Here is a 20,458-nt window from a genome sequence, read left to right as displayed (position 1 = left end):
TTCGCACAAATCCTACCTGATTATAGCATCGGTCCGGAGGGCTTGCAAGCAGAAGTTAGGGACAAATTGAAAAATAATACTTTGTCAGATAATGAATGAAATCCAGGATGTATTTCTTGCCGGTATCATTCTTCTTATAAACCAGATATAGGTTCCTGGCCGCCGCCGGTTCCGGCAGCTCGAACATCAGCAGCCGTTTTTCTTTCACAAAATTTTGAGCGGCCCGCTCGGAGATGATGGAGATGCCGAATCCGCCTGCCACCAGGTTTTTAATCGACTCCTGGTCATTGATCCGGGCGGCGACTTTTAAGTCGGATTCCTGCAATCCGATACTGTCGAGAAAATAGTCGGCGCTCTTCTTGCTGCCGCTTCCCTGTTCCCGCAGGATCATGGGTTCCTGGAGCAAGATTTGCAGATCCACCGGCCCCTGTTCCTTTCGGGCGAGAAAATGTTCGTTGACCGGAGTGATCAAAACCATGTGATCACGATAAAACGGAACGCAGGCCAGGGATTCGTTTTCACAGTCCATGCCGATCATCCCAAGGTCAAAACTGCCGTTGAGGAGGCCTTCGGTTATCTTCTGGCTGTCGCTTTGGTGAATCACAAAATAGACCTCAGAGTGCAGCTTTCCATATTCCGGGAGGATCTCCGGCAAAATATAGGCGGACGGAATGGTGGAAGCTCCCAGATGAATGATTTTATTTTCTTCGCTCGACCAGCGCTGGATCAGGTTATCCTTCAGATTCAGGATGGTGCTGGCGCACTCGTACAGTTCCAGACCTCTCGGCGTAACCTCAATGCTTTTTGTGGTCCGGGTAATCAGGGTGGAGCGCAATTCTTCTTCCAGCATTCGGATGTGGGCGCTGATGGTGGGCTGGGAGAGATAAAGCTGTTGCGCGGCTTTGGTGAAGCTTTTGTATTCGACAACGGCGACGAAGGATTGCAGCTGCTTTAGTTCCATCGGTCTCCCTGCCTTTCCAGAACCAGGCTAAGGGCGTGCAGGGCCTGGTCCACCTCTTCCTCGTTGTTCCACCACCCAAAAGAAAAACGGATCGTACCGGTGGGGTAAGTCCCTAATGTTTGATGGGCGGAGGGCGCGCAGTGAAGGCCGACCCTTGTCATAATTCCATAAGTTTCATCCAGCTCCCAGGCAGCCCCGGCGATGTCCTGATCCAAGAGCTGGATCGATACCACTCCGGTCCTGCCGTCTGTGCCGTCTTTCCCGACGATTCGAAGCCGCCGCCCGCCGTTATCCAGCCCGTGAAGTCCGGTGAGAAAACGGCCGGTCAGGCGGAGCTCATGTTCTCGGATCCGATCTATGCCGGTAGATTCCAGAAAACGGAGGCCTTCCCGCAGGCCGAGGATACCGGGAAGATTCATGGTGCCGGCCTCATAACGGTCCGGCATAAAATCCGGGATCTCCTCCGTATGGCTGATGCTGCCGGTTCCTCCGGATAACAGCGGTTCGATCTGCAAAGCGAGGCCGTCTCTCAGCAGAAAGCCTCCGATGCCCTGGGGACCCAAAAGGCCTTTATGGCCGGTGAAGGCCAGCGCATCGATCTTCATCTCCTCCATATGAATCGGGTAAACTCCGCCGGTCTGAGCAGAGTCCACAAAGAAGAGAAGCCCATGGGCGCGGCAGAACTCCCCGGCCTCCCTTATGGGAAGAAGTGTTCCACAGACATTGCTGGCGTGGGTCATGACCATCGCCTTTGTGTTGGGCTTTAGGAAATGAACGAGTGTTTCGGCGGGAAGGGTACCGTCCCGGCGGCAAGGAACCCGCGTAAACTCGACCCCCTGTCTGGCCAGCTGGGTCAAGGGGCGCATGACGGCGTTGTGCTCCATCGAGGACGTGATGACGTGATCCCCCGGCTTTAGAAAACCTTTCAGAATAACATTCAGACTTTCCGTCACGTTTTTCATGAAAACGACGTTTTTGCAGTCTTGTCCGCCGAACAGGCGGCAAAGCATCTGTCTTGTTTCGTAGACGGCCTCCTCGGTCTGATAGGCTTTTTCGTAGCTGCCGCGGTTGATATTGCTTCCGATCTGCGTCATGTACCGGTACATGGCGTCCGGCACGGCTTGGGGTTTGGGAAAGGTTGTGCTCGCCTGGTCAAAATAAATTTTTTTCATCGGTAGACAGCTCCTATTAAGGCTTTTCTTTATCTTATCATATACTTATCGGAATATCAAATAAAACGATCGGATAAGTCGATAAATATAATTGGAGAAGAAAAAAGAGATCTGCTATACTGATTTTACGATGGAATACAGGAGGAAAAACTATGAATTTGAAAAAAGAAAAGACAACCATCATTCTCGCCGGAATTCTCATCGGTATCCTCTCGGCACTGCTTGTATACTTGGGCAATCCATCCAACATGGGATTTTGCATTGCCTGCTTTCTGAGAGATACCTCCGGCGCCCTTGGTCTTCACTCTGCCGCCGCCGTCCAGTACATACGGCCGGAGATCATCGGGCTGGTTCTCGGCAGTTTTATTCTGGCCTGCTGCCGGAAGGAATTTTCTTCGCGGGGCGGCAGCGCGCCGTTGACCCGCTTTTTGCTGGGCTTTTTCGTCATGATCGGCTGCTTAATGTTTTTAGGCTGCCCTTTCCGCATGATTCTGCGGCTTGCCGGAGGTGATTCGAATGCGGTTTTCGGACTGGCCGGATTTATCTGCGGAATTCTTGCCGGCGTATTTTTCTTAAGCAAAGGCTTTTCCCTGAAACGGACTTACCGGCTTCCAGCGCTGGAAGGCAGGCTGTTTGCCGGTCTGGAAGTTGTGTTTTTGATTCTCCTGATTGCCGCGCCTTCCTTTATTCATTTTACGGAAGCAGGCGGCGGACCCGGTGCGAAACATGCCGGCCTGATGATCAGCTTGGGGGCCGGTTTGATTGTCGGCGCGCTGGCGCAGAGAACCCGCCTGTGCATGGTCGGCGGAATCCGAGATGCCGTGCTGTTCCGGGAGTGGAAGCTTTTGGCGGGGTTTCTTGCCATTTTGGCCAGTGCGCTGATCTGTAATCTGATTCTCACCGCAGCAACCCCGGATACCTATTTTAAGCTGGGAATGGACGGCCAGGCGGTGGCCCATACCGACGGGCTTTGGAATGGCCTTGGTATGCTGCTGACCGGTTTTGGCTGTGTGCTTTTGGGCGGGTGCCCGCTGCGTCAGCTGGTTTTGGCTGGGGAAGGAAATAGCGACAGCGCCATTGCGGTTCTCGGACTGATGGCCGGCGCTGCGTTTGCCCACAATTTTGGCCTCGCCTCCAGCGGCGAGGGACCGACGGGGAACGGTAAGATCGGAGTGCTGATCGGCATTGCCGTGGTTTTGGCAATTGCCTGTATGAATACGTTTCGAAAAGAGAAAGCATAAGGAGGAAAAAGATGAACAGATTGGATGCGAGAGGGCTTTCCTGCCCGGAACCGGTGATCTTAATCCGGGACGCCATGAATTCCGATGAGGCGGAGTATCAGATGATTGTGGACAATCCGGCTTCCAGAGAAAACGTGACCCGCTATGCCGAGCATCAGGGATATCAGGTGGAAGTGGAGGAAAAGGATGGGGAGTTTACGCTCAACATCAGGAAATGAGATGATATACATAGCGACCTTTTATTCCCATTTTGGGGCGATTCGTTTTAAAAAGCTCTGTGAGCAGAAGAAACAGGCGGCGAAGATGATGCCTGTCCCCCGGAACCTCAGCAGCAGCTGCGGAATCTGTGTGCAGTATGAAGCAGGGGATCCTTGTCCGGCGGCAGCCTGGCCGGAGGAGGTGGAACAGGTTGTGTCCGTCCGGCCGGACGGTTACCATATTTTGTTCCGCGCGGAAAACAGCTGAGGAGGCGGGGATGGAAACAGAAGTAAAATTGACAAAGCTGGCTCAATGCGCTGGCTGCGGTGCGAAAGTCGGCGCGGGCACGCTGGCGCATATGCTGGAAGGGTTTCGGACTCACGAAGACCCGCGGCTGATCGTCGGGTATGATAAGAGCGATGATGCCAGCGTCTATCAGATCAAAGAGGATCTGGCGCTGGTCCAGACTACGGATTTTTTTCCGCCGATTGTGGACGACCCGTTTCTATATGGGCAGATTGCGGCGGCAAATGCGTTGAGTGATGTTTATGCGATGGGCGGGGAACCGAAGCTTGCGTTAAATATCCTGTGCCTGACGGAGCGGATGGAGCAGGAAACGGTGCGGGAGATTCTGCGCGGCGGCTACGACAAGGCCTACGAGGCCGGGGCCATCATCACCGGCGGTCATACGATCCATGGCGCGGAGCCGATTTACGGTCTGGCTGTGTCCGGGTTCGTCCACCCGAAAAAGGTTTTGACAAACAGCGGGGCAAAGCCGGGGGACGTGTTGATTCTGACGAAAAAGATCGGGATCGGCATTTTGACCACAGGGGCGAAGGCCGGGATGGTGGCCGGAGATACGCTGGATCGGATTTACCGGCAGATGGCGTCGCTGAACCGGACGGCCAGGGACATCATGGTGAAATATCCGGTCCACAGCTGCACGGATGTGACCGGCTTTGGGCTGCTGGGGCATAGCTTTGAGATGGCTCAGGGGAGCGGCTGCACCATCCATCTGACCGCCGGACGGGTGCCTTTTTATGAGGAGGCTCTTGAACTTGCCGCCATGGGCTTCATTCCTGCCGGCGCTTACCGCAACAGAACCTATGTGGAAGGCGGCATTGCGGTTCCGGATCGGATCAGCCGGGCCATGCAGGATATTTTCTATGATCCGCAGACCAGCGGAGGACTGCTGATGGCAGTGCCGGAGAGCGCGGCGGAAAGGTGTTGGCGGGAATTGACGGAGTACATCCCGGATGCCAAGATCGTGGGATATGTGACGGACTATACAGGGGAGTGGATTGTTCTCGAATAGGATTTGGCGTTTCAGAAAAGAGGCAGGACCGGGAAAATAGCGGAATCCTGTCTTTTTTTGATACCTGCCTTTTCCGGGTGGAGGATGTTCTTGGGCGATATGACTAAAATAGGAAAAAATTGGATAGAATAAATCAGAAAACGATTGACAAAAAGATGGGAAAAGGATAAGCTGCAAAAAATGGGATCGTATGCCTCCCGGCAGATGGGAGCTTTCGGAAGAAGCAGCAGCGGATTCTGTGCCGGGTCAGGAAAAAGAACAGGAAAAGTATGGATAAATAGTGGTCAAACTGGAAAAAAAGTCGTTGACAGGTTGACTTTTATTTGATATTCTTAAATGTGCACTATTGTGGTGATGTATGCCTATCCTCACACAGGAGTGTAAATATAGATTAAAATATAGGGGTGAATCGTCTATGGAGAATTGCAGAATGCGCCCGGTGAGAGCCGGAAAAGGCGTGCGAATGAGTTACTCAAGACAAAAAGAAGTACTGGGGATGCCGAACTTCATCGAAATTCAGAAGGATTCCTACCAGTGGTTCTTAAATGAGGGGCTGAAAGAGGTTTTTGAAGACATCTCACCCATTGCCGACTTCAGCGGCCACCTCAGTCTGGAATTTGTCGACTTTACTTTGTGCAGAGATGACGTAAAATATTCCATAGAAGAGTGCAAAGAAAGAGATGCGACCTTTGCGGCCCCGTTAAAGGTAAAGGTTCGTTTGATCAACGAAGAGACCAGCGAAATTAAAGAACACGAAATATTCATGGGTGACCTGCCGCTGATGACGGAGACAGGCTCTTTCGTAATTAATGGCGCTGAGCGTGTTATCGTCAGTCAGTTGGTGCGTTCCCCCGGCATCTACTACGGCGTATCTCACGATAAGATTGGAAAGAACCTCTATTCCTGTACGGTGATCCCGAACCGCGGTGCGTGGCTGGAGTATGAGACCGACTCCAACGACGTTTTCTATGTCCGCGTGGACCGTACCAGGAAAGTTCCGGTGACCGTGCTGGTCCGCGCCCTCGGCGTGGGAACCAATGCGGAGATTTTAGAACTGTTCGGCGAGGAACCGATGATCATGGCAAGCTTCGGCAAGGATACCGCGACCAACGCGGACGAAGGCCTGCTGGATCTCTATAAAAAAATCCGTCCCGGCGAGCCGCTCTATGTGGACAACGCCAGAAGCCTGCTGGAAAGCATGTTCTTCGATCCGAGAAGATATGACCTGGCCAAGGTAGGACGTTATAAATTCAATAAAAAACTTCATTTAAATAAGAGAATCGTCGGCCACATCCTGGCCGAGGACGTCATTGATATGGAGACGGGGGAGGTCTTGGCCGAGGCCGGGACCAATGTGACCAAGGAGATGGCCACGGAGATTCAAAACGCCGGCATTCCCTTTGTTTACCTGCAGGGGGAGGAGCGGAAGATCAAGATCCTCTCGAACCTGATGGTCGACATGTCCGGCTACGTGAATTTTGACCCCATGGATGTCGGAATCCGGGAGAATGTTTTCTTCCCTGAACTGATGAATCTGCTTCAGCAGTTCCCCGACGAGGAGGAATTGAAGGACGCGGTCCGCAAAAATATTGCCAATTTGGTTCCGAAGCACATCACCAAGGAAGATATCTTTGCGTCGATCAACTACTGCATGCACCTCAGCGAGGGCATCGGAAACAACGACGATATCGATCATCTGGGCAACCGCCGGATCCGTGCGGTCGGCGAGCTTCTCCAGAACCAGTACCGCATCGGCCTGTCCCGTATGGAGCGGGTGGTGCGCGAGCGTATGACAACCCAGGACCAGGAGGATATTTCTCCCCAGTCCCTGATCAATATCAAGCCCGTGACCGCGGCGGTCAAGGAGTTCTTCGGAAGCTCCCAGCTGTCCCAGTTCATGGACCAGAACAATCCGCTGGCCGAACTGACCCATAAGCGGCGTCTGTCCGCCCTGGGCCCCGGCGGCCTGTCCCGTGACCGCGCCGGATTCGAGGTTCGAGACGTACACTATTCCCACTATGGAAGAATGTGCCCCATCGAGACCCCTGAAGGTCCGAACATCGGTCTGATCAACTCCCTGGCCACCTATGCGCGGGTCAATGAATACGGTTTCATCGAAGCGCCTTACCGCGTCGTCGACAAGACGGATCCGAAGAACCCGGTGGTTACGGACGAGGTGGTCTATCTGACCGCCGACGAGGAGGACAATTATATTGTCGCACAGGCCAACTCTCCCCTGGATGAGGAAGGCCACTTTATCAATAACAATGTAGCCGGCCGTTTCCGGGAGGAGACTTCCGAATTCCAGAAACAAAAAATCGATCTGATGGACGTATCCCCGAAGATGGTGTTCTCCGTGGCTACCTCCATGATTCCTTTCCTGGAAAACGACGATGCCAACCGTGCGCTGATGGGATCCAACATGCAGCGTCAGGCCGTGCCGCTGATGATCACAGAGACTCCGATTGTCGGAACCGGTATGGAGAGCAAAGCGGCGGTGGACTCCGGCGTCTGCGTCCTTGCGCGGCATAACGGAACCGTGGAACGGGTGTCCTCGGATTCCATTACCGTGAGAGCGGAGGACGGCAGCAGAGACGAGTACCATCTGATCAAATTTAAGAGAAGCAACCAGAGCAACTGCTACAACCAGAAGCCCCTCGTGGATAAGGGCCAGATCGTAAAGAAGGGTGACGTGCTGGCGGACGGCCCGTCCACCAGCGGCGGCGAGATCGGCCTCGGCAAGAACCCGCTGATCGGCTTTATGACCTGGGAAGGCTATAACTACGAGGACGCCGTTCTTTTGAGCGAGCGTCTGGTGCGCGACGACGTCTATACCTCGATTCATATTGAAGAGTATGAGGCCGAGGCCCGCGATACCAAGCTGGGGCCGGAAGAGATTACCCGCGACGTGCCCGGTGTCGGCGATGATTCGCTGAAGGATCTGGACGACCGCGGCATTATCCGCATCGGTGCGGAAGTCCGCGCCGGAGATATCCTGGTCGGAAAGGTGACGCCGAAGGGCGAGACCGAGCTGACCGCGGAGGAACGGCTGCTGCGCGCCATCTTCGGCGAGAAGGCCAGAGAGGTCCGCGACACGTCCCTGAAAGTGCCTCACGGCGCTTACGGCATTGTCGTTGACGCAAAAGTATTCACCAGGGAGAACGGCGACGAGCTGTCTCCGGGCGTGAATGAGACGGTTCGCATCTATATTGCCCAGAAGAGAAAGATCTCAGTCGGCGATAAGATGGCCGGACGTCACGGAAACAAGGGTGTTGTCTCCCGCGTGCTGCCGGTGGAGGATATGCCTTACCTGCCCAACGGCCGTCCGCTGGATATCGTGCTGAATCCTCTGGGCGTACCGTCCCGTATGAATATCGGACAGGTGCTGGAAACCCATCTGAGCCTGGCCTCCGAGGCCCTTGGCTTTAAGGTGATCACTCCGGTCTTTGACGGCGCCAATGAGGACGACATCATGGATACGCTGGAGCTGGCCAATGATTATGTCAATTCCAGCTGGGAAGAGTTTGAAGCAAAATATAAAGGCGCCATCCGCGATGACGTCATGGAATATCTGGGAAGCCACCTGGAACACCGGGAGGTTTGGAAAGGCGTGCCGATCACCAGAGAAGGTAAGGTTCAGCTGCGCGACGGCCGGACCGGCGAGAACTTCGACGGCAAGGTTACGATCGGACACATGCACTACCTGAAACTGCACCATCTGGTGGACGATAAGATCCATGCCCGTTCCACCGGACCTTACTCCCTGGTCACGCAGCAGCCTTTGGGCGGAAAGGCCCAGTTCGGCGGCCAGCGTTTCGGAGAGATGGAAGTGTGGGCCCTGGAGGCCTACGGCGCAGCCTATACGCTGCAGGAAATCCTGACTGTGAAGTCCGACGACGTGGTGGGCCGTGTGAAGACCTACGAGGCGATCATTAAAGGCGGCAATATCCCGACCCCCGGCGTGCCCGAATCCTTCAAAGTACTGCTGAAGGAACTGCAATCCCTGGGTCTCGACGTCAAGCTGCTGCGCGACGACGGAACCGAAGTGGAAGTCCAGGAGAACGTGGACTACAATGAGCGGGATTTGCGCTCGGTCATCGAAGGCGACCGGGAACCCCGCCAGCAGGAGTCCTTTGGCGCCCACGGCTATCAGGAGCAGGAATTTGCCGGCGGCGAGCTGGTGGACGTGGATCCGGAGGAGGAATTGTTGGAGAGCCTGGAAGGGCTGGAAGACTCCGAAGCCGAAGCGGATGATTTTGACGAAGAATAAGAGAGGAGAACAACATGCCTGCAATGAACAATGAGGATAATTACCAACCATTGATATTTGATGCGATTAAAATAGGCCTGGCGTCTCCGGAAAAAATCTTGGATTGGTCCCACGGCGAAGTGAAGAAACCAGAGACCATCAATTACCGTACTTTGAAGCCGGAAAAGGACGGCCTGTTCTGCGAGCGCATTTTCGGGCCGAACAAGGACTGGGAATGCCACTGCGGAAAGTATAAGAAGATCCGCTATAAAGGCGTAATCTGCGACCGCTGCGGCGTCGAGGTGACGAAGGCCAGCGTCCGCCGCGAGCGGATGGGCCATATCGCCCTGGCCGCGCCGGTCTCCCATATCTGGTATTTTAAAGGGATTCCCAGCCGGATGGGCCTGATCCTGGATCTGTCCCCCCGGACTTTGGAGAAGGTTTTGTACTTTGCCTCCTATATTGTCCTGGATCAGGGCAGCACCGATCTGCAGTATAAGCAGGTGCTTTCCGAGAAGGAATACCGGGAAGCTGTGGAAAAATACGGCCACAACAACTTCCGTGTCGGCATGGGCGCCGAGGCGATTCAGGAACTTTTAAAGGCGATTGATCTGGAAAAGGATTCTCTGGACCTCCGCACCAAGCTGAAAGATGCCAGCGGCCAGAAGCGCGCCCGCATCATCAAGCGCCTGGAGGTCGTGGAGGCGTTCAAGGCTTCCGGCAATAAGCCGGAGTGGATGATCATGGACGTGGTGCCGGTGATTCCTCCGGATCTGCGCCCGATGGTACAGCTGGACGGCGGCCGTTTCGCCACCTCCGACCTGAACGATCTGTACCGCCGGATCATTAACCGGAACAACCGTCTGGCCCGCCTTTTAGAGCTGGGCGCGCCGGATATCATTGTCCGCAACGAGAAGCGGATGCTTCAGGAAGCTGTGGACGCTCTGATCGACAACGGCCGCCGCGGCCGTCCGGTTACGGGTCCCGGAAACCGTCCGCTGAAATCCCTCTCCGATATGCTGAAGGGAAAACAGGGCCGGTTTCGTCAGAACCTGCTGGGAAAACGTGTCGACTATTCCGGTCGTTCTGTTATCGTAGTCGGTCCCGAATTAAAGATTTATCAGTGCGGCCTGCCGAAAGAGATGGCCATTGAGCTGTTCAAGCCCTTTGTCATGAAAGAGCTGGTCGGCAGAGGCATTGCCCACAATATCAAGAGCGCGAAAAAGATGGTGGAGCGTCTCCAGTCCGAAGTGTTCGATGTGCTGGAAGACGTGATCAAGGAGCACCCGGTTATGCTGAACCGCGCCCCTACGCTGCACCGTCTGGGAATCCAGGCTTTCGAGCCGATCCTGGTCGAGGGCAAGGCGATCAAGCTGCATCCTCTGGTTTGTACCGCATACAACGCCGACTTTGACGGCGACCAGATGGCAGTCCATCTGCCCCTCAGTGTGGAAGCGCAGGCCGAGTGCCGGTTCTTGCTGCTGTCCCCGAACAACCTGCTGAAGCCTTCTGACGGCGGACCTGTGGCGGTTCCGTCCCAGGATATGGTTCTGGGAATTTATTACCTGACTCAGGAGCGTCCCGGTGTGTTGGGCGAAGGCAAATATTTCAAGGATATCAATGAAGCGATCCTGGCCTATGAGAATAAAGAGCTGGATCTTCACGCCCGCATCCATGTCCGCGTGACCAAGGAGATGCCGGACGGCACCGAGATGACCGGAAATGTGGAATCCACCTTGGGCCGTTTTATCTTCAATGAGATCATCGAGCAGGATCTTGGCTTTGTGGACCGTTCGGTTCCGGGCAATGAGCTGAAACTGGAAGTCGACTTCCACGTCGGCAAGAAGGGCTTAAAGCAGATCCTGGAGAAAGTCATCAACACCCATGGCACCACCGAGACGGCCGAGGTACTGGACCGGATCAAAGCCATCGGATATAAGTATTCCACCCGCGCAGCCATGACCGTATCCATCTCCGACATGACCGTTCCGGCCAAGAAGAAGGATCTGATCAAGGCGGCTCAGGACCAGGTGGATATCATCAGCAAGAACTTCCGCCGCGGCCTGATCACCGAGGAAGAGCGTTATAAAGAAGTCATCGAGACCTGGAAAGAGACCGATGATATTTTGACCAAAGAGCTGCTGGGCGGCCTGGATAAGTACAACAACATCTTTATGATGGCGGACTCCGGCGCCCGTGGTTCCGATAAGCAGATCAAGCAGCTGGCCGGTATGCGCGGACTGATGGCGGATACCACCGGACGTACCATCGAGCTGCCGATCAAGTCCAACTTCCGGGAAGGCCTGGACGTTCTGGAGTATTTCATTTCCGCTCACGGCGCCAGAAAAGGTCTGTCGGATACGGCTCTGCGTACCGCCGACTCCGGTTACCTGACGAGACGTCTGGTGGATGTGTCCCAGGATCTGATCATCCGGGAGGACGACTGTTCCGAGGGCGGCGAGATCCCGTTCCTGGAAATCCGCGCCTTTGTGGACGGACAGGAAGTGATCGAGAGCCTGGAAGAGAGAATTACCGGCCGTACCCTGGCAGCGGATGTAGTGGATCCGAATACCGGCGAGATCGTGGGCCATGCCAATGAGCTGATGACTCCGAGAAAGGCCGCCGCGGTCATGAAGACCGGTGTGAAATCCGTTAAGATCCGCACCGTGCTGACCTGCCGCTCCCATCTGGGCGTCTGCGCGAAGTGCTACGGCTCCAACCTGGCCACCGGCGATTCGGTGCAGGTCGGCGAGGCCGTCGGCATCATCGCAGCTCAGTCCATCGGTGAGCCGGGTACCCAGCTGACCATGCGTACCTTCCATACCGGCGGCGTGGCCGGAGACGATATCACCCAAGGTCTTCCCCGTGTTGAGGAACTGTTTGAGGCCAGAAAGCCCAAGGGCCTGGCGATCATTGCAGAGATCGGCGGCGAGGTGTATATCAAGGATACCAAGAAAAAGCGCGAGGTCATTGTGACCGACCGCGAGACCGGAAACAGCAAGACTTACCTGATCCCTTACGGCTCCCGTATCAAGGTGCAGGACGGACAGATTCTGGATCCGGGCGATGAGCTGACCGAAGGTTCCATCAACCCTCACGATCTGCTGAAGATCAAGGGCGTCCGCGCCGTACAGGATTATATGATCCAGGAAGTACAGCGTGTGTACCGTCTGCAGGGCGTGGAAATCAATGATAAGCATATCGAAGTGATCGTTCGCCAGATGTTGAAGAAGATCCGCATCGAGGACAGCGGCGACAGCGATATCCTGCCCGGCACCTCCATGGACGTTCTGGATTACGACGACATGAACGCGGCTTTGAATGCCGAGGGCAAAGAGCCTGCGGAGGGCAAACAGGTGATGCTTGGAATCACCAAGGCGGCTTTGGCTACCAATTCCTTCCTGTCGGCCGCATCCTTCCAGGAGACGACCAAGGTTTTGACCGAGGCTGCGATCAACGGCAAAGTAGATCCGCTGATTGGCTTAAAGGAGAACGTAATCATCGGTAAGCTGATTCCTGCCGGCACCGGTATGAAGAGATACCGTTCCGTGCAGCTGAATACCGACGGCAGCGATCTGCTGGAGGAAGAGGAGCGCATCGTTTATCCGGAGGAGGAGAAGAAGATTCCGGCTCTGGAAGAGGAAGATGTCGATGAGGCGGAGGATGAACTGGACGGCGTAGACGAGGAATCCGACGAAGATTTAGAGGATTTTGAGGAACTGCCGGAAGGGGACGAAGAGTAAGCAAAGATTAGGCCTGTCAGAGGGCAAGTACAATAAAAGGACAACGCCGCGCAGCGTTGTCCTTTTATTGTAGAAGAATTTTTTATTTGATAGGAAATTTCAAAGAAATTTCCTATCAAATAAAAAATGCTCCGCTGTGGAGGCGCACTCCGCGCAAAGGAAAATGGCTGCTGACGCAGCCGCGCTCCGGCGCGAGTGTGCGCAAAGCGCACACTATGTTCCGAAGAAAGACGCTCCCTGATGGCAGGCCGGCAAAATGCTTTTTACTCGCCTGGATGGGAAAAGCCGCCATCGTGGGATTCCTTCGCCTGATATAAATATTCATCCGCTTTCTTTGAGAGCGTGTTGAAACTATCCCCGGCGTGGGCGATGACAGCTCCGGCGGAAAGGGTAATCGAAGGCATGTTGCGCTTTTTGGCTTCTTTCTCAATGGTGTGATTGATATCCGAGATGATGCGCCTCGCCACGGAATAGTCGGTGGTGTTGGATACAAAAATCGCAAATTCATCCCCGTGGAGGCGGGAAGCCAAGTCAATGGTCCGAATACGGCCGACGATCATCTGAGCGGAAAGCTTAATGACCTCATCGCCGATATTGTGCCCGTAGGTATCGTTGATCTGCTTGAAGTGATCGCCGTCCAGCATGATCAGAATTCCGCCTTCCGTCTTGTCCATGGAAGAGAGGGAGTCCGTCATGGCTTTTTTGAAGGAGCGGGCGTTCATCATACCGGTCAGCTCATCGACGGCCGCCGCTTTTTGTGCGGCGGATAAAGCGATTTCCAGCCTTTTCTGCGTCTGGCCCAGCTCGACGTAAGCAGCTCGCAGTTCCCGGTTCTTCTGGTCTTTGCTGACTCGTCCCAGGACGTAAATCAGGAGAAGTTCTACAATCAGGAATGGGATCAGCCAGGCTGTCAGGGTTCCCTGATAGACCGACAGGGAAGGCGCCAGGATCAGAAAACTGAAATCATCGCCGGAGAGCAGATAGCCGTAATAACCGGTGCGGTCCAGCTTGATGCGGCAGGCTCCATCCTGGGATTCTTGCAGCGCTGACAATTCATCGCCGAAGGACTCACGGAAGGCGTGGAAGGCTTTCGCCGAGACAATCTGTTCCTCTAATTTGCTGATTTCATCGGCAACATTCGCATCGGTTTCCAACAGCTCTTGTTCCGCGTCTGCAATGACCTGAGCCGTTTCCTCCACCGAGGAAAGCAGGTTGCCGCCCAGGTAATCCGTGTTGGTGCTGCCGATTACGGTGCCGTTGTTGTCATAGATGAGAATTTGTTCATCGCTGAAATAGTCCAAAGAAGAGACCAGCTCTTGGATATCCCCCATTTTGATATCATAGGCGAATACGGTTTCCCCATCCGGCTGCAGCTGAGAAATCGTGGTCAGGATATAGTGATTCGCATAGCTCATATAAGGAGGGGTAAAAACAATCTCTCCTCTGCCCGCCATGGCATCCTTGTACCATGGGCGCTCGGTCGCGACATAGCCGGACTCCTCATAAACCGAATAGGGGGTATCCCAACTGTAGAGATACCGTCCTTGATAGTACATGTAAAGGCCGTCGTAGGTATCTCCCTCAATTTCCAGGAGTTTGGGGTCCATGTCTTTCAGATAAGCCAGCACCTGATCCGGGTCCGGAGTGCGATCAATTTCATGGGACATCATCTGGACAAAGAGCTGAAACGATTGCTTGTAATTGTCCATGACATCCTGAAATTGAGCCTTTGTGCTTTCGGCATGTCCCGTTAAGCTGCGGTCAATGGTTGCAGATTCTTTCCCTCCGATGAGAAAGACTGCGATCAAATTTACCACCACAAACGTGACAGCCATTGCCAGCGCTTTTTTTCGATTTTTGATTTTAATCGCTTCCATATAGAGTTCCCCTGAATATCGTTTGATTTCTAGTTCAAATCCATCGTCGCCCCACGTTGATTTCTTTGGACTCATTTCTATTTTAGCACACATAGAAGAAAAAATCTTCCTTTTTTAGTTATTATTTATAAAATTATCTGATATAAATCGGCTTGCAGCTGGAACCGGAAGGTCTGGCTCCTACGACGCCGATGGTCTTGGGCTCCTCGGCCGGAGTCAGGTATTCCGGAATCACGTCCTCCATGCCGGTTCTGGGGTTGACGGCCCAGCATCACCAGATCGCAGTCTCCGTTCCGGAGGGCCTGCTCGGCCAAATCCGGGTAGCCCAGTTTGCCGACAGCCACGATCGGCACATCGATTCCGGCATTGGACTTAATGTTCCGGGCCTTGAAGTAGTTCTTGGCAATCCGGGAGATCGGCAGGAAGCAGCCGGTCGGCATGCTGGCCGGAGGATGGGGCAGCCACCAGTTGTCGTAGCAGCCCAAGTCCACGTCGAACATGTCGGCGCCTGCTTTGACCAGGTTTTCCATATAACGCAGCGTATCGCGGATGGCACGGATCAGATCCATGCCGAAGTTCTGCCAGTAGGCATAACGGCCTGCGGTCCGGCGGTTAAAGGCGGGGCTGGTCAGCTGATCCAACAGATAGCCTTCGTGACCATGAAGGTAGACGCCGTCCAGGCCTGCGGTCTTGGCGTCGCACGCCGCTTGAGCCCCGTTTTTAATGATCTTTTTTAACGCCAGGTCCGTCAGAGGCAGGCAGGGAAGTTCCGGTATGTAAAAGTTCGGGTTCAGGGACGCCGACACAGGAAGCTTCAGCTCGTTTAACAGACATTGGGGCGGGCCGACCCGTCCCAGGCCGGGCGTCAGCTGGATAAAGATGCAGCTGCCGTAGGCGTGAACGCCCTGAGCCAGATTCCGCCAGCCGGAGAACACGGTGCGGCTCCGGTCAATACGGGGGAAGAAGGAAAGCTTAAATGAGTTTCGCGTTGTTCAAAATAGACAACACCTCCCTTGTTAGATAAAAATCCGATTGGACGAAAAGAGTTTCAAATTTAAGCCAGGCATTGCGCGGATGCGGTCCGTGCAGTGAGAATGAAAATCCTGCGATTTTATGGGCAGCTAAAAAAGAATACGGGATTTCAGCCAGGTTTATGAACGGATGGCCTGACAATAACGGGATTGCTTTTTTCTTATTCCTTGCGTATAATCGAAGAAAAACCGGCATGCAGGCCGGGGAAGGGATGTGGAGCTATGTATTTTGAAAAGGCGGGAAAAGAAAACACCGATGAAGTTCTGAATTTAGCAGTAAAAACGGCGAGGGAGAGGGGGATCCGTCATCTGGTTTTGGCAAGTTCCGATGGATTTACGCCGACGCGTCTGCCGGACTGCGAGGGGATCCAAGTGGTGGTCGTGACCACCGCCTACGGCAGCAAAGAACCCAACCAAAGCCGGATCAGCGAGGAGCAGAAAGCGGCGTTTTTGGCCAAGGGATATCAGGTGTGTACGGCAGCTCATGCCCTGAGCGGGGCGGAGAGAGGCCTGTCATCCGTTTTTCACGGCGTTTATCCGCTGGAAATCCTGGCGGCCGCGCTCCGGATGTTCGGCCAGGGAACCAAGGTTTGCGTGGAGGTGGCGACCATGGCGGCCGACGCGGGCTTGATTCCGTCCGGGGAGCCGGTGATTGCCGTCGGCGGATCCAGCCATGGGGCGGATACGGCGCTGATTTTGCGGGCGGCCAACAGCTCCCGGATTTTGAATACCAAAGTGGAGGAGATTCTCTGCAAGCCGAGGGGATAAACTGGACTGGGCAAAAAAGTAGGAACTGGATATTTTCACCATTCCATGTCCTGTGGTAGGATAGAGAACCGTGAGGAGGATATGGTGAGATGAAACAAGATAGAAACGAAGACCTTTACCGGCTGGTTCTGGCAGCCTTGATGGCGGCCCTCTGCTATATTGGATACGCGCTGCTGCCCGCGCTCAGCGCTGACGGGAGCAAGATCCATTTTGGAAATGCTTTTGTGGTATTGGCCGCTTATCTGCTGGGCGGGACCTACGGCGGACTTTCCGGAGCCGTCGGTTTGAGCCTGGCGGATATCCTGGGCGGGTTTGCCGAGTCCGCGCCCCGGACCTTTTTGACTAAGCTCGTGATCGGACTGGTGGTCGGGCTGGTAGCCCACCGGATTGCGCACTTATCGGAAGATCATCCGGCCCCTTATGTTCTGAAATGGTCGATTATCGCCGCAGTGGCCGGTCTGGGAGTGAACTGTATTTTTGAGCCGGCGCTGAAATACGTATGGTATACGCTGCTGATCCCGAATCCCGACAAGGCTGCGTCCGCGATCAAAGCCTTGTTGGCCGTGACCACGTATACGACGCTGATCAATGCGGTAACCAATTCCATAGTGGCAGTGATTCTTTACAACGCGGTGCGGCCGGTGCTGAGGCGGGCCGGGCTGCTGTTAAAGGCCGGTAAGAGAAAAAGAAAGGAATAGAGGAGGTGTCGGAGATGAGAAGAAAAGACCGTGAGATGCCGCGGGAATTTGCCGAGCAGGTAGCCGACAAGTGTGAGTGGGCCGTGCTTTCCCTGGTGGAGGCGGACGGCAGCCCTTACTGCGTCCCCATCTCGATTGTGAGGGAAGACGGCGCGGTATATTTTCATACCGCCAAGCAAGGGCGGAAGATCGATGCGCTGCGGGCCAATCCAAAGGTCTGCATGGCCTGTGTCGGAGATACCAAGCGGGCCATTCACGAGTTTACGACGGAATTCGAGTCCGCTGTCCTTCGGGGAATTGCCGAGGAAGTGACGGAGGAAGCGGAGAAACAGCGTGTGATCCGCCTTCTGTGCGAACACCATGTCCCTACCCATATGGATGCCTTTGAGGAGGAAGTTGCCCGGAGCATTCCCCAGACCGGGGTCTGGAAGATTCGAATTCAGGAGATGACCGGAAAGCGGAAGAAGTTTGGGAAAGACGGGAAGGAATTGAAATTCGGGGAGATGGAAGAGTAACGGGGGAGGCGAAAGACGAAAAAGAACTGCCGCAGACAGGCTGTTTTCTTACGGAGACCGGCGGGGCCGGATGGCGGAGGCCATATCCGTACGAATGGTGCGAGGCTGCGGCAGTTCTTTTTTGCTTTGCGGAGAGAGTTCCTATTAGAAGAAACATTTCTCTCACGAGGCGCTTGCGGAACCCCTTAATGGAGTTTTTCCAGCGCTTCCTTTGACAGGATCTTTTTCCTGGCGAACAGGAAGAGAAGACCGGTGATGGTCGCTGCCGTAATGTCGGAGATCGGTTCGGCATAATAGATTCCCATGACGCTTCCGGTCGCCTTCGGCAGAATGATCGCCAACGGAATCAGCAGGATCACCTTTCGGAGCAGGGCGATAAACAAAGAAAATTTTGCCTGGCCTAGACCCAGGAACGTGGTCTGGCATCCAATTTGAATCCCGAACATCCAGATCCCGGACATGAAGATCGGCATCACCTGGCCGACCAGCTCGATCAGCTCCGCCTTGTCCGTAAAGATTGAGGCGAATACGGTGGGAAACTGGGTGGTCACCAGGGAGGCGGCTGTGGCGAGGATAAAGGTCAGGGAAATCGCAATCCGGTAAGTCTTTTTCACCCGGTCAAATTTCCCGGCTCCAAAGTTATAGCTGATGATGGGCTGAATGCCTTGGGTAAACCCAGTGATCGGCACGACGATCAGCTGCATTACGCTCTGAAGGATCGTCATGGATCCGACATACAAGTCTCCTCCGTAAGCTTGAAGACCATGATTCAGTACGATATTGATGGCGCTCTCCGTGGCCTGCATGATGAATGGAGAAATACCCAGGGCCAGAAAGCTTCCGATCAGCCGAAAATCTGGTTTCAGATAACGCCGGGCAATGCGCAGGGCGGTTTTCTGCGAGGTCAGGAACCGCAGAACCCAGGCGGCGCTCAAGGCCTGGGAGGTGATGGTGGCCCAGGCGGCTCCGGCCACACCCATGTCAAAGACGAAGATGAAGATTGGATCCAGCACGATATTGGTCACCGCGCCGATCAGAACCGAAAGCATTGCGGTGCGTGCTTTTCCCTGCGCGGTGATAAACATATTTAAACCCAGCGCAAGCTGGACAAAGACGGTCCCCAGCAGATAGATTCCCACATAGGTATCCGCATACCCGATCGTAGCGTCGCTGGCTCCGAACAGATAGAGCAGAGGGCGCTTGGCGATCAGAAACACAATCGTCAGTGTGACGGAGAAAAAAAGCAGGACCGTGACGCCGTTGCCTAAAATCCGCTCCGCTCGTTCATGATCCCCTTTTCCCATCTGAATGGAGGCCAGGGGGGCGCCGCCTGCGCCGACAAAAGCGCTGAACGCGGAGATCAGCATGATGATCGGGAAGGTCAGGCCCACGCCGGTCAGGGCGGTGGCGCCGATTTCCGGAATATGGCCGATGTACATGCGGTCTACGATGTTGTAGAGCACATTGATCAGCTGGGCCACCACCGAGGGGATGGCCAGCCGCAGCATCAGTTTGGGGATCGGGGCTGTTCCCATGACGGAGTTCCGGTCGGAAACAGTGGTTTTGGGCTGAGATTCTTTTTCCATTTCCATGAATCAATCAAATCCTTTCTCTTTTTGGAGTAATGCGTTTTCTGACATCCGGCGGAGGAGATCTTCGGCCAGGGCCCGTTCTTGCTCGTTAAAACCCTCGGTCAGAACCTGGTTCAACTGATTCCTCGCTTTCTTGATTTGCCGCCAGAGGCTTTTGCTTTTTTCTGTGGGATACAGATGGCTGATCCGCGCGTCGTTCTCATCGGTTTTCCGGATCACATATTCCATGTCCTCCAAGCGGCGGACCCCTCTGGTGACCGTGGCGTTGTCACAGTGGTCGATCCGGCTCAGCTCGCTGAGCGTGACGCCTGGGCGGTCCATAATCCCGGTCAGAAAATATTGCTGGCTGCTGGTGAGATGGGCGTCCTTTAAAAGAAAATCAAAGTATGGTTTGCCCAGCCGGTACAGCCGGGAGATGTAGCGATAATAAGTATAATTGGATGATTTCATGCAGTTCCGCCTTTCAAGAGTTGTTTGCGTCCGCAAATATCAGGACACAGTATAGCATAAAGTATTTGCGTGCGCAAGTAGTTGATCCGAATTTCGTTATATAAAGAAGGAACCATTTGCAGATCTTTATTTGACATCCCGGATAAGGAGGGATAAACTAAAAAATAATGGGGAGCGCAGCTTCCGAGTAAAACGAATGGGAGAGAGATACATGGAAAAATGGATTGCTGTGGGCCTGGGAGGGGCTCTTGGGGCAATCGGAAGATATTCGATCAGTTTGCTGCCGGTGAAGACAAGCTTCCCTTGGCTGACGTTGATCACGAATCTTCTGGGAGCTTTCCTGATTGGCTGTATTGTCGGGATCAGCACGGAAAAAGCATGGCCGGAAACGTGGACTTTATTTTGGAAGACCGGCGTCTGCGGGGGATTCACCACTTTTTCCACCTTTTCTTTGGAGGCATGGAATTTGTTGGAGAATGGAAAAACCATACAAGGAGGGGCGTACATTCTACTCAGCGTGCTGCTCTGTCTCCTCGGCGTCGGGCTGGGCCGGGCTTTGGGGCGCCGGCTGGGAAGAGTGTGAAAAGGGATTTTGTCCCGGCAAGGACAAAACTGGTTTTAGAATCCCCCTCTTCGGCATATGTTACA

General features: G+C 54.4%; 16 protein-coding genes. 10 read left to right on the top strand and 6 right to left on the bottom strand.

Annotated elements, in window-relative coordinates; genetic code table 11:
• Positions 1–55: 55 nt before the first annotated feature.
• On the bottom strand, positions 56–961 hold the full coding sequence (locus tag MUB23_RS05350; protein WP_244799309.1) for a selenium metabolism-associated LysR family transcriptional regulator: 906 nt from the start codon (positions 959–961) through the stop codon (positions 56–58).
• Complete coding sequence (locus MUB23_RS05345) at positions 952–2,133, bottom strand: aminotransferase class V-fold PLP-dependent enzyme (RefSeq protein ID WP_244799308.1); 1,182 nt, start codon at positions 2,131–2,133, stop codon at positions 952–954. The genes MUB23_RS05350 and MUB23_RS05345 overlap by 10 nt, the downstream gene beginning before the upstream one ends.
• Before the next feature lie 152 nt (positions 2,134–2,285).
• Between MUB23_RS05345 and yedE the strand changes: the two genes are divergently transcribed.
• The 6 genes from yedE (at position 2,286) to rpoC (ending at position 12,879) form a co-directional block, all read left to right on the top strand.
• A complete protein-coding gene (gene yedE / locus MUB23_RS05340) occupies positions 2,286–3,374 on the top strand; it encodes a YedE family putative selenium transporter (RefSeq protein WP_244799307.1) in 1,089 nt (362 codons plus the stop codon).
• A gap of 11 nt (positions 3,375–3,385) precedes the next feature.
• Positions 3,386–3,592, top strand: a complete 207-nt coding sequence (locus MUB23_RS05335) for a sulfurtransferase TusA family protein (protein ID WP_244799306.1) — start codon at positions 3,386–3,388, stop codon at positions 3,590–3,592.
• 1 nt (position 3,593) lies between these two features.
• Positions 3,594–3,839, top strand: coding sequence for a DUF3343 domain-containing protein (locus MUB23_RS05330; protein WP_244799305.1), 246 nt, complete (start codon positions 3,594–3,596; stop codon positions 3,837–3,839).
• A 10-nt stretch (positions 3,840–3,849) separates the two neighbouring features.
• The gene (selD, locus tag MUB23_RS05325; protein ID WP_244799304.1) at positions 3,850–4,887 is read left to right on the top strand and encodes a selenide, water dikinase SelD; all 1,038 of its coding nucleotides are present in this window, start codon (positions 3,850–3,852) and stop codon (positions 4,885–4,887) included.
• A 415-nt stretch (positions 4,888–5,302) separates the two neighbouring features.
• Positions 5,303–9,157 carry a DNA-directed RNA polymerase subunit beta gene (rpoB, locus tag MUB23_RS05320; protein ID WP_244799303.1) on the top strand — a complete coding sequence of 1,285 codons (3,855 nt, stop codon included), beginning with the start codon at positions 5,303–5,305 and terminating at the stop codon, positions 9,155–9,157.
• Positions 9,158–9,171: 14 nt separating this feature from the next.
• On the top strand, positions 9,172–12,879 hold the full coding sequence (gene rpoC, locus MUB23_RS05315) for a DNA-directed RNA polymerase subunit beta' (RefSeq protein WP_280515671.1): 3,708 nt from the start codon (positions 9,172–9,174) through the stop codon (positions 12,877–12,879).
• Between the two features lie 263 nt (positions 12,880–13,142).
• On the opposite strand, the gene MUB23_RS05310 is transcribed toward rpoC, so the two are convergent.
• Positions 13,143–14,756 (bottom strand): sensor domain-containing diguanylate cyclase, encoded by a 1,614-nt coding sequence (locus tag MUB23_RS05310; RefSeq protein WP_244799302.1) that lies wholly within the window; start codon positions 14,754–14,756, stop codon positions 13,143–13,145.
• 125 nt (positions 14,757–14,881) lie between these two features.
• Positions 14,882–15,691 (bottom strand): oxidoreductase, encoded by an 810-nt coding sequence (locus MUB23_RS05305; RefSeq protein WP_244799301.1) that lies wholly within the window; start codon positions 15,689–15,691, stop codon positions 14,882–14,884.
• A 318-nt stretch (positions 15,692–16,009) separates the two neighbouring features.
• Between MUB23_RS05305 and MUB23_RS05300 the strand changes: the two genes are divergently transcribed.
• From MUB23_RS05300 to MUB23_RS05290, 3 genes are all read left to right on the top strand, one after another.
• A complete protein-coding gene (locus MUB23_RS05300; protein WP_244799300.1) occupies positions 16,010–16,555 on the top strand; it encodes a pyruvate kinase alpha/beta domain-containing protein in 546 nt (181 codons plus the stop codon).
• Between the two features lie 89 nt (positions 16,556–16,644).
• The gene (locus MUB23_RS05295; protein ID WP_244799299.1) at positions 16,645–17,253 is read left to right on the top strand and encodes an ECF transporter S component; all 609 of its coding nucleotides are present in this window, start codon (positions 16,645–16,647) and stop codon (positions 17,251–17,253) included.
• 14 nt (positions 17,254–17,267) lie between these two features.
• Entirely contained in the window at positions 17,268–17,768 is a 501-nt protein-coding gene (locus tag MUB23_RS05290; protein WP_244799298.1) for a pyridoxamine 5'-phosphate oxidase family protein, read from the top strand.
• Positions 17,769–17,953: 185 nt separating this feature from the next.
• Here MUB23_RS05290 and MUB23_RS05285 read toward each other — a convergent pair whose 3' ends face one another.
• Both MUB23_RS05285 and MUB23_RS05280 read right to left on the bottom strand, forming a co-directional pair.
• Entirely contained in the window at positions 17,954–19,360 is a 1,407-nt protein-coding gene (locus tag MUB23_RS05285; protein ID WP_330641791.1) for an MATE family efflux transporter, read from the bottom strand.
• A 3-nt stretch (positions 19,361–19,363) separates the two neighbouring features.
• Positions 19,364–19,810 (bottom strand): MarR family winged helix-turn-helix transcriptional regulator, encoded by a 447-nt coding sequence (locus MUB23_RS05280; protein WP_244799297.1) that lies wholly within the window; start codon positions 19,808–19,810, stop codon positions 19,364–19,366.
• A gap of 211 nt (positions 19,811–20,021) precedes the next feature.
• Between MUB23_RS05280 and crcB the strand changes: the two genes are divergently transcribed.
• A complete protein-coding gene (gene crcB / locus MUB23_RS05275) occupies positions 20,022–20,393 on the top strand; it encodes a fluoride efflux transporter CrcB (protein WP_244799296.1) in 372 nt (123 codons plus the stop codon).
• The last annotated feature ends 65 nt before the right edge of the window (positions 20,394–20,458 follow it).

The sequence above is a fragment of the Cuneatibacter sp. NSJ-177 genome (genome assembly GCF_022867805.1).
Lineage (GTDB): Bacteria > Bacillota > Clostridia > Lachnospirales > Lachnospiraceae > Pseudolachnospira.
Note: the sequence above shows the minus strand (reverse complement) of the source record. Positions and strands in the feature narration are given on the sequence as shown.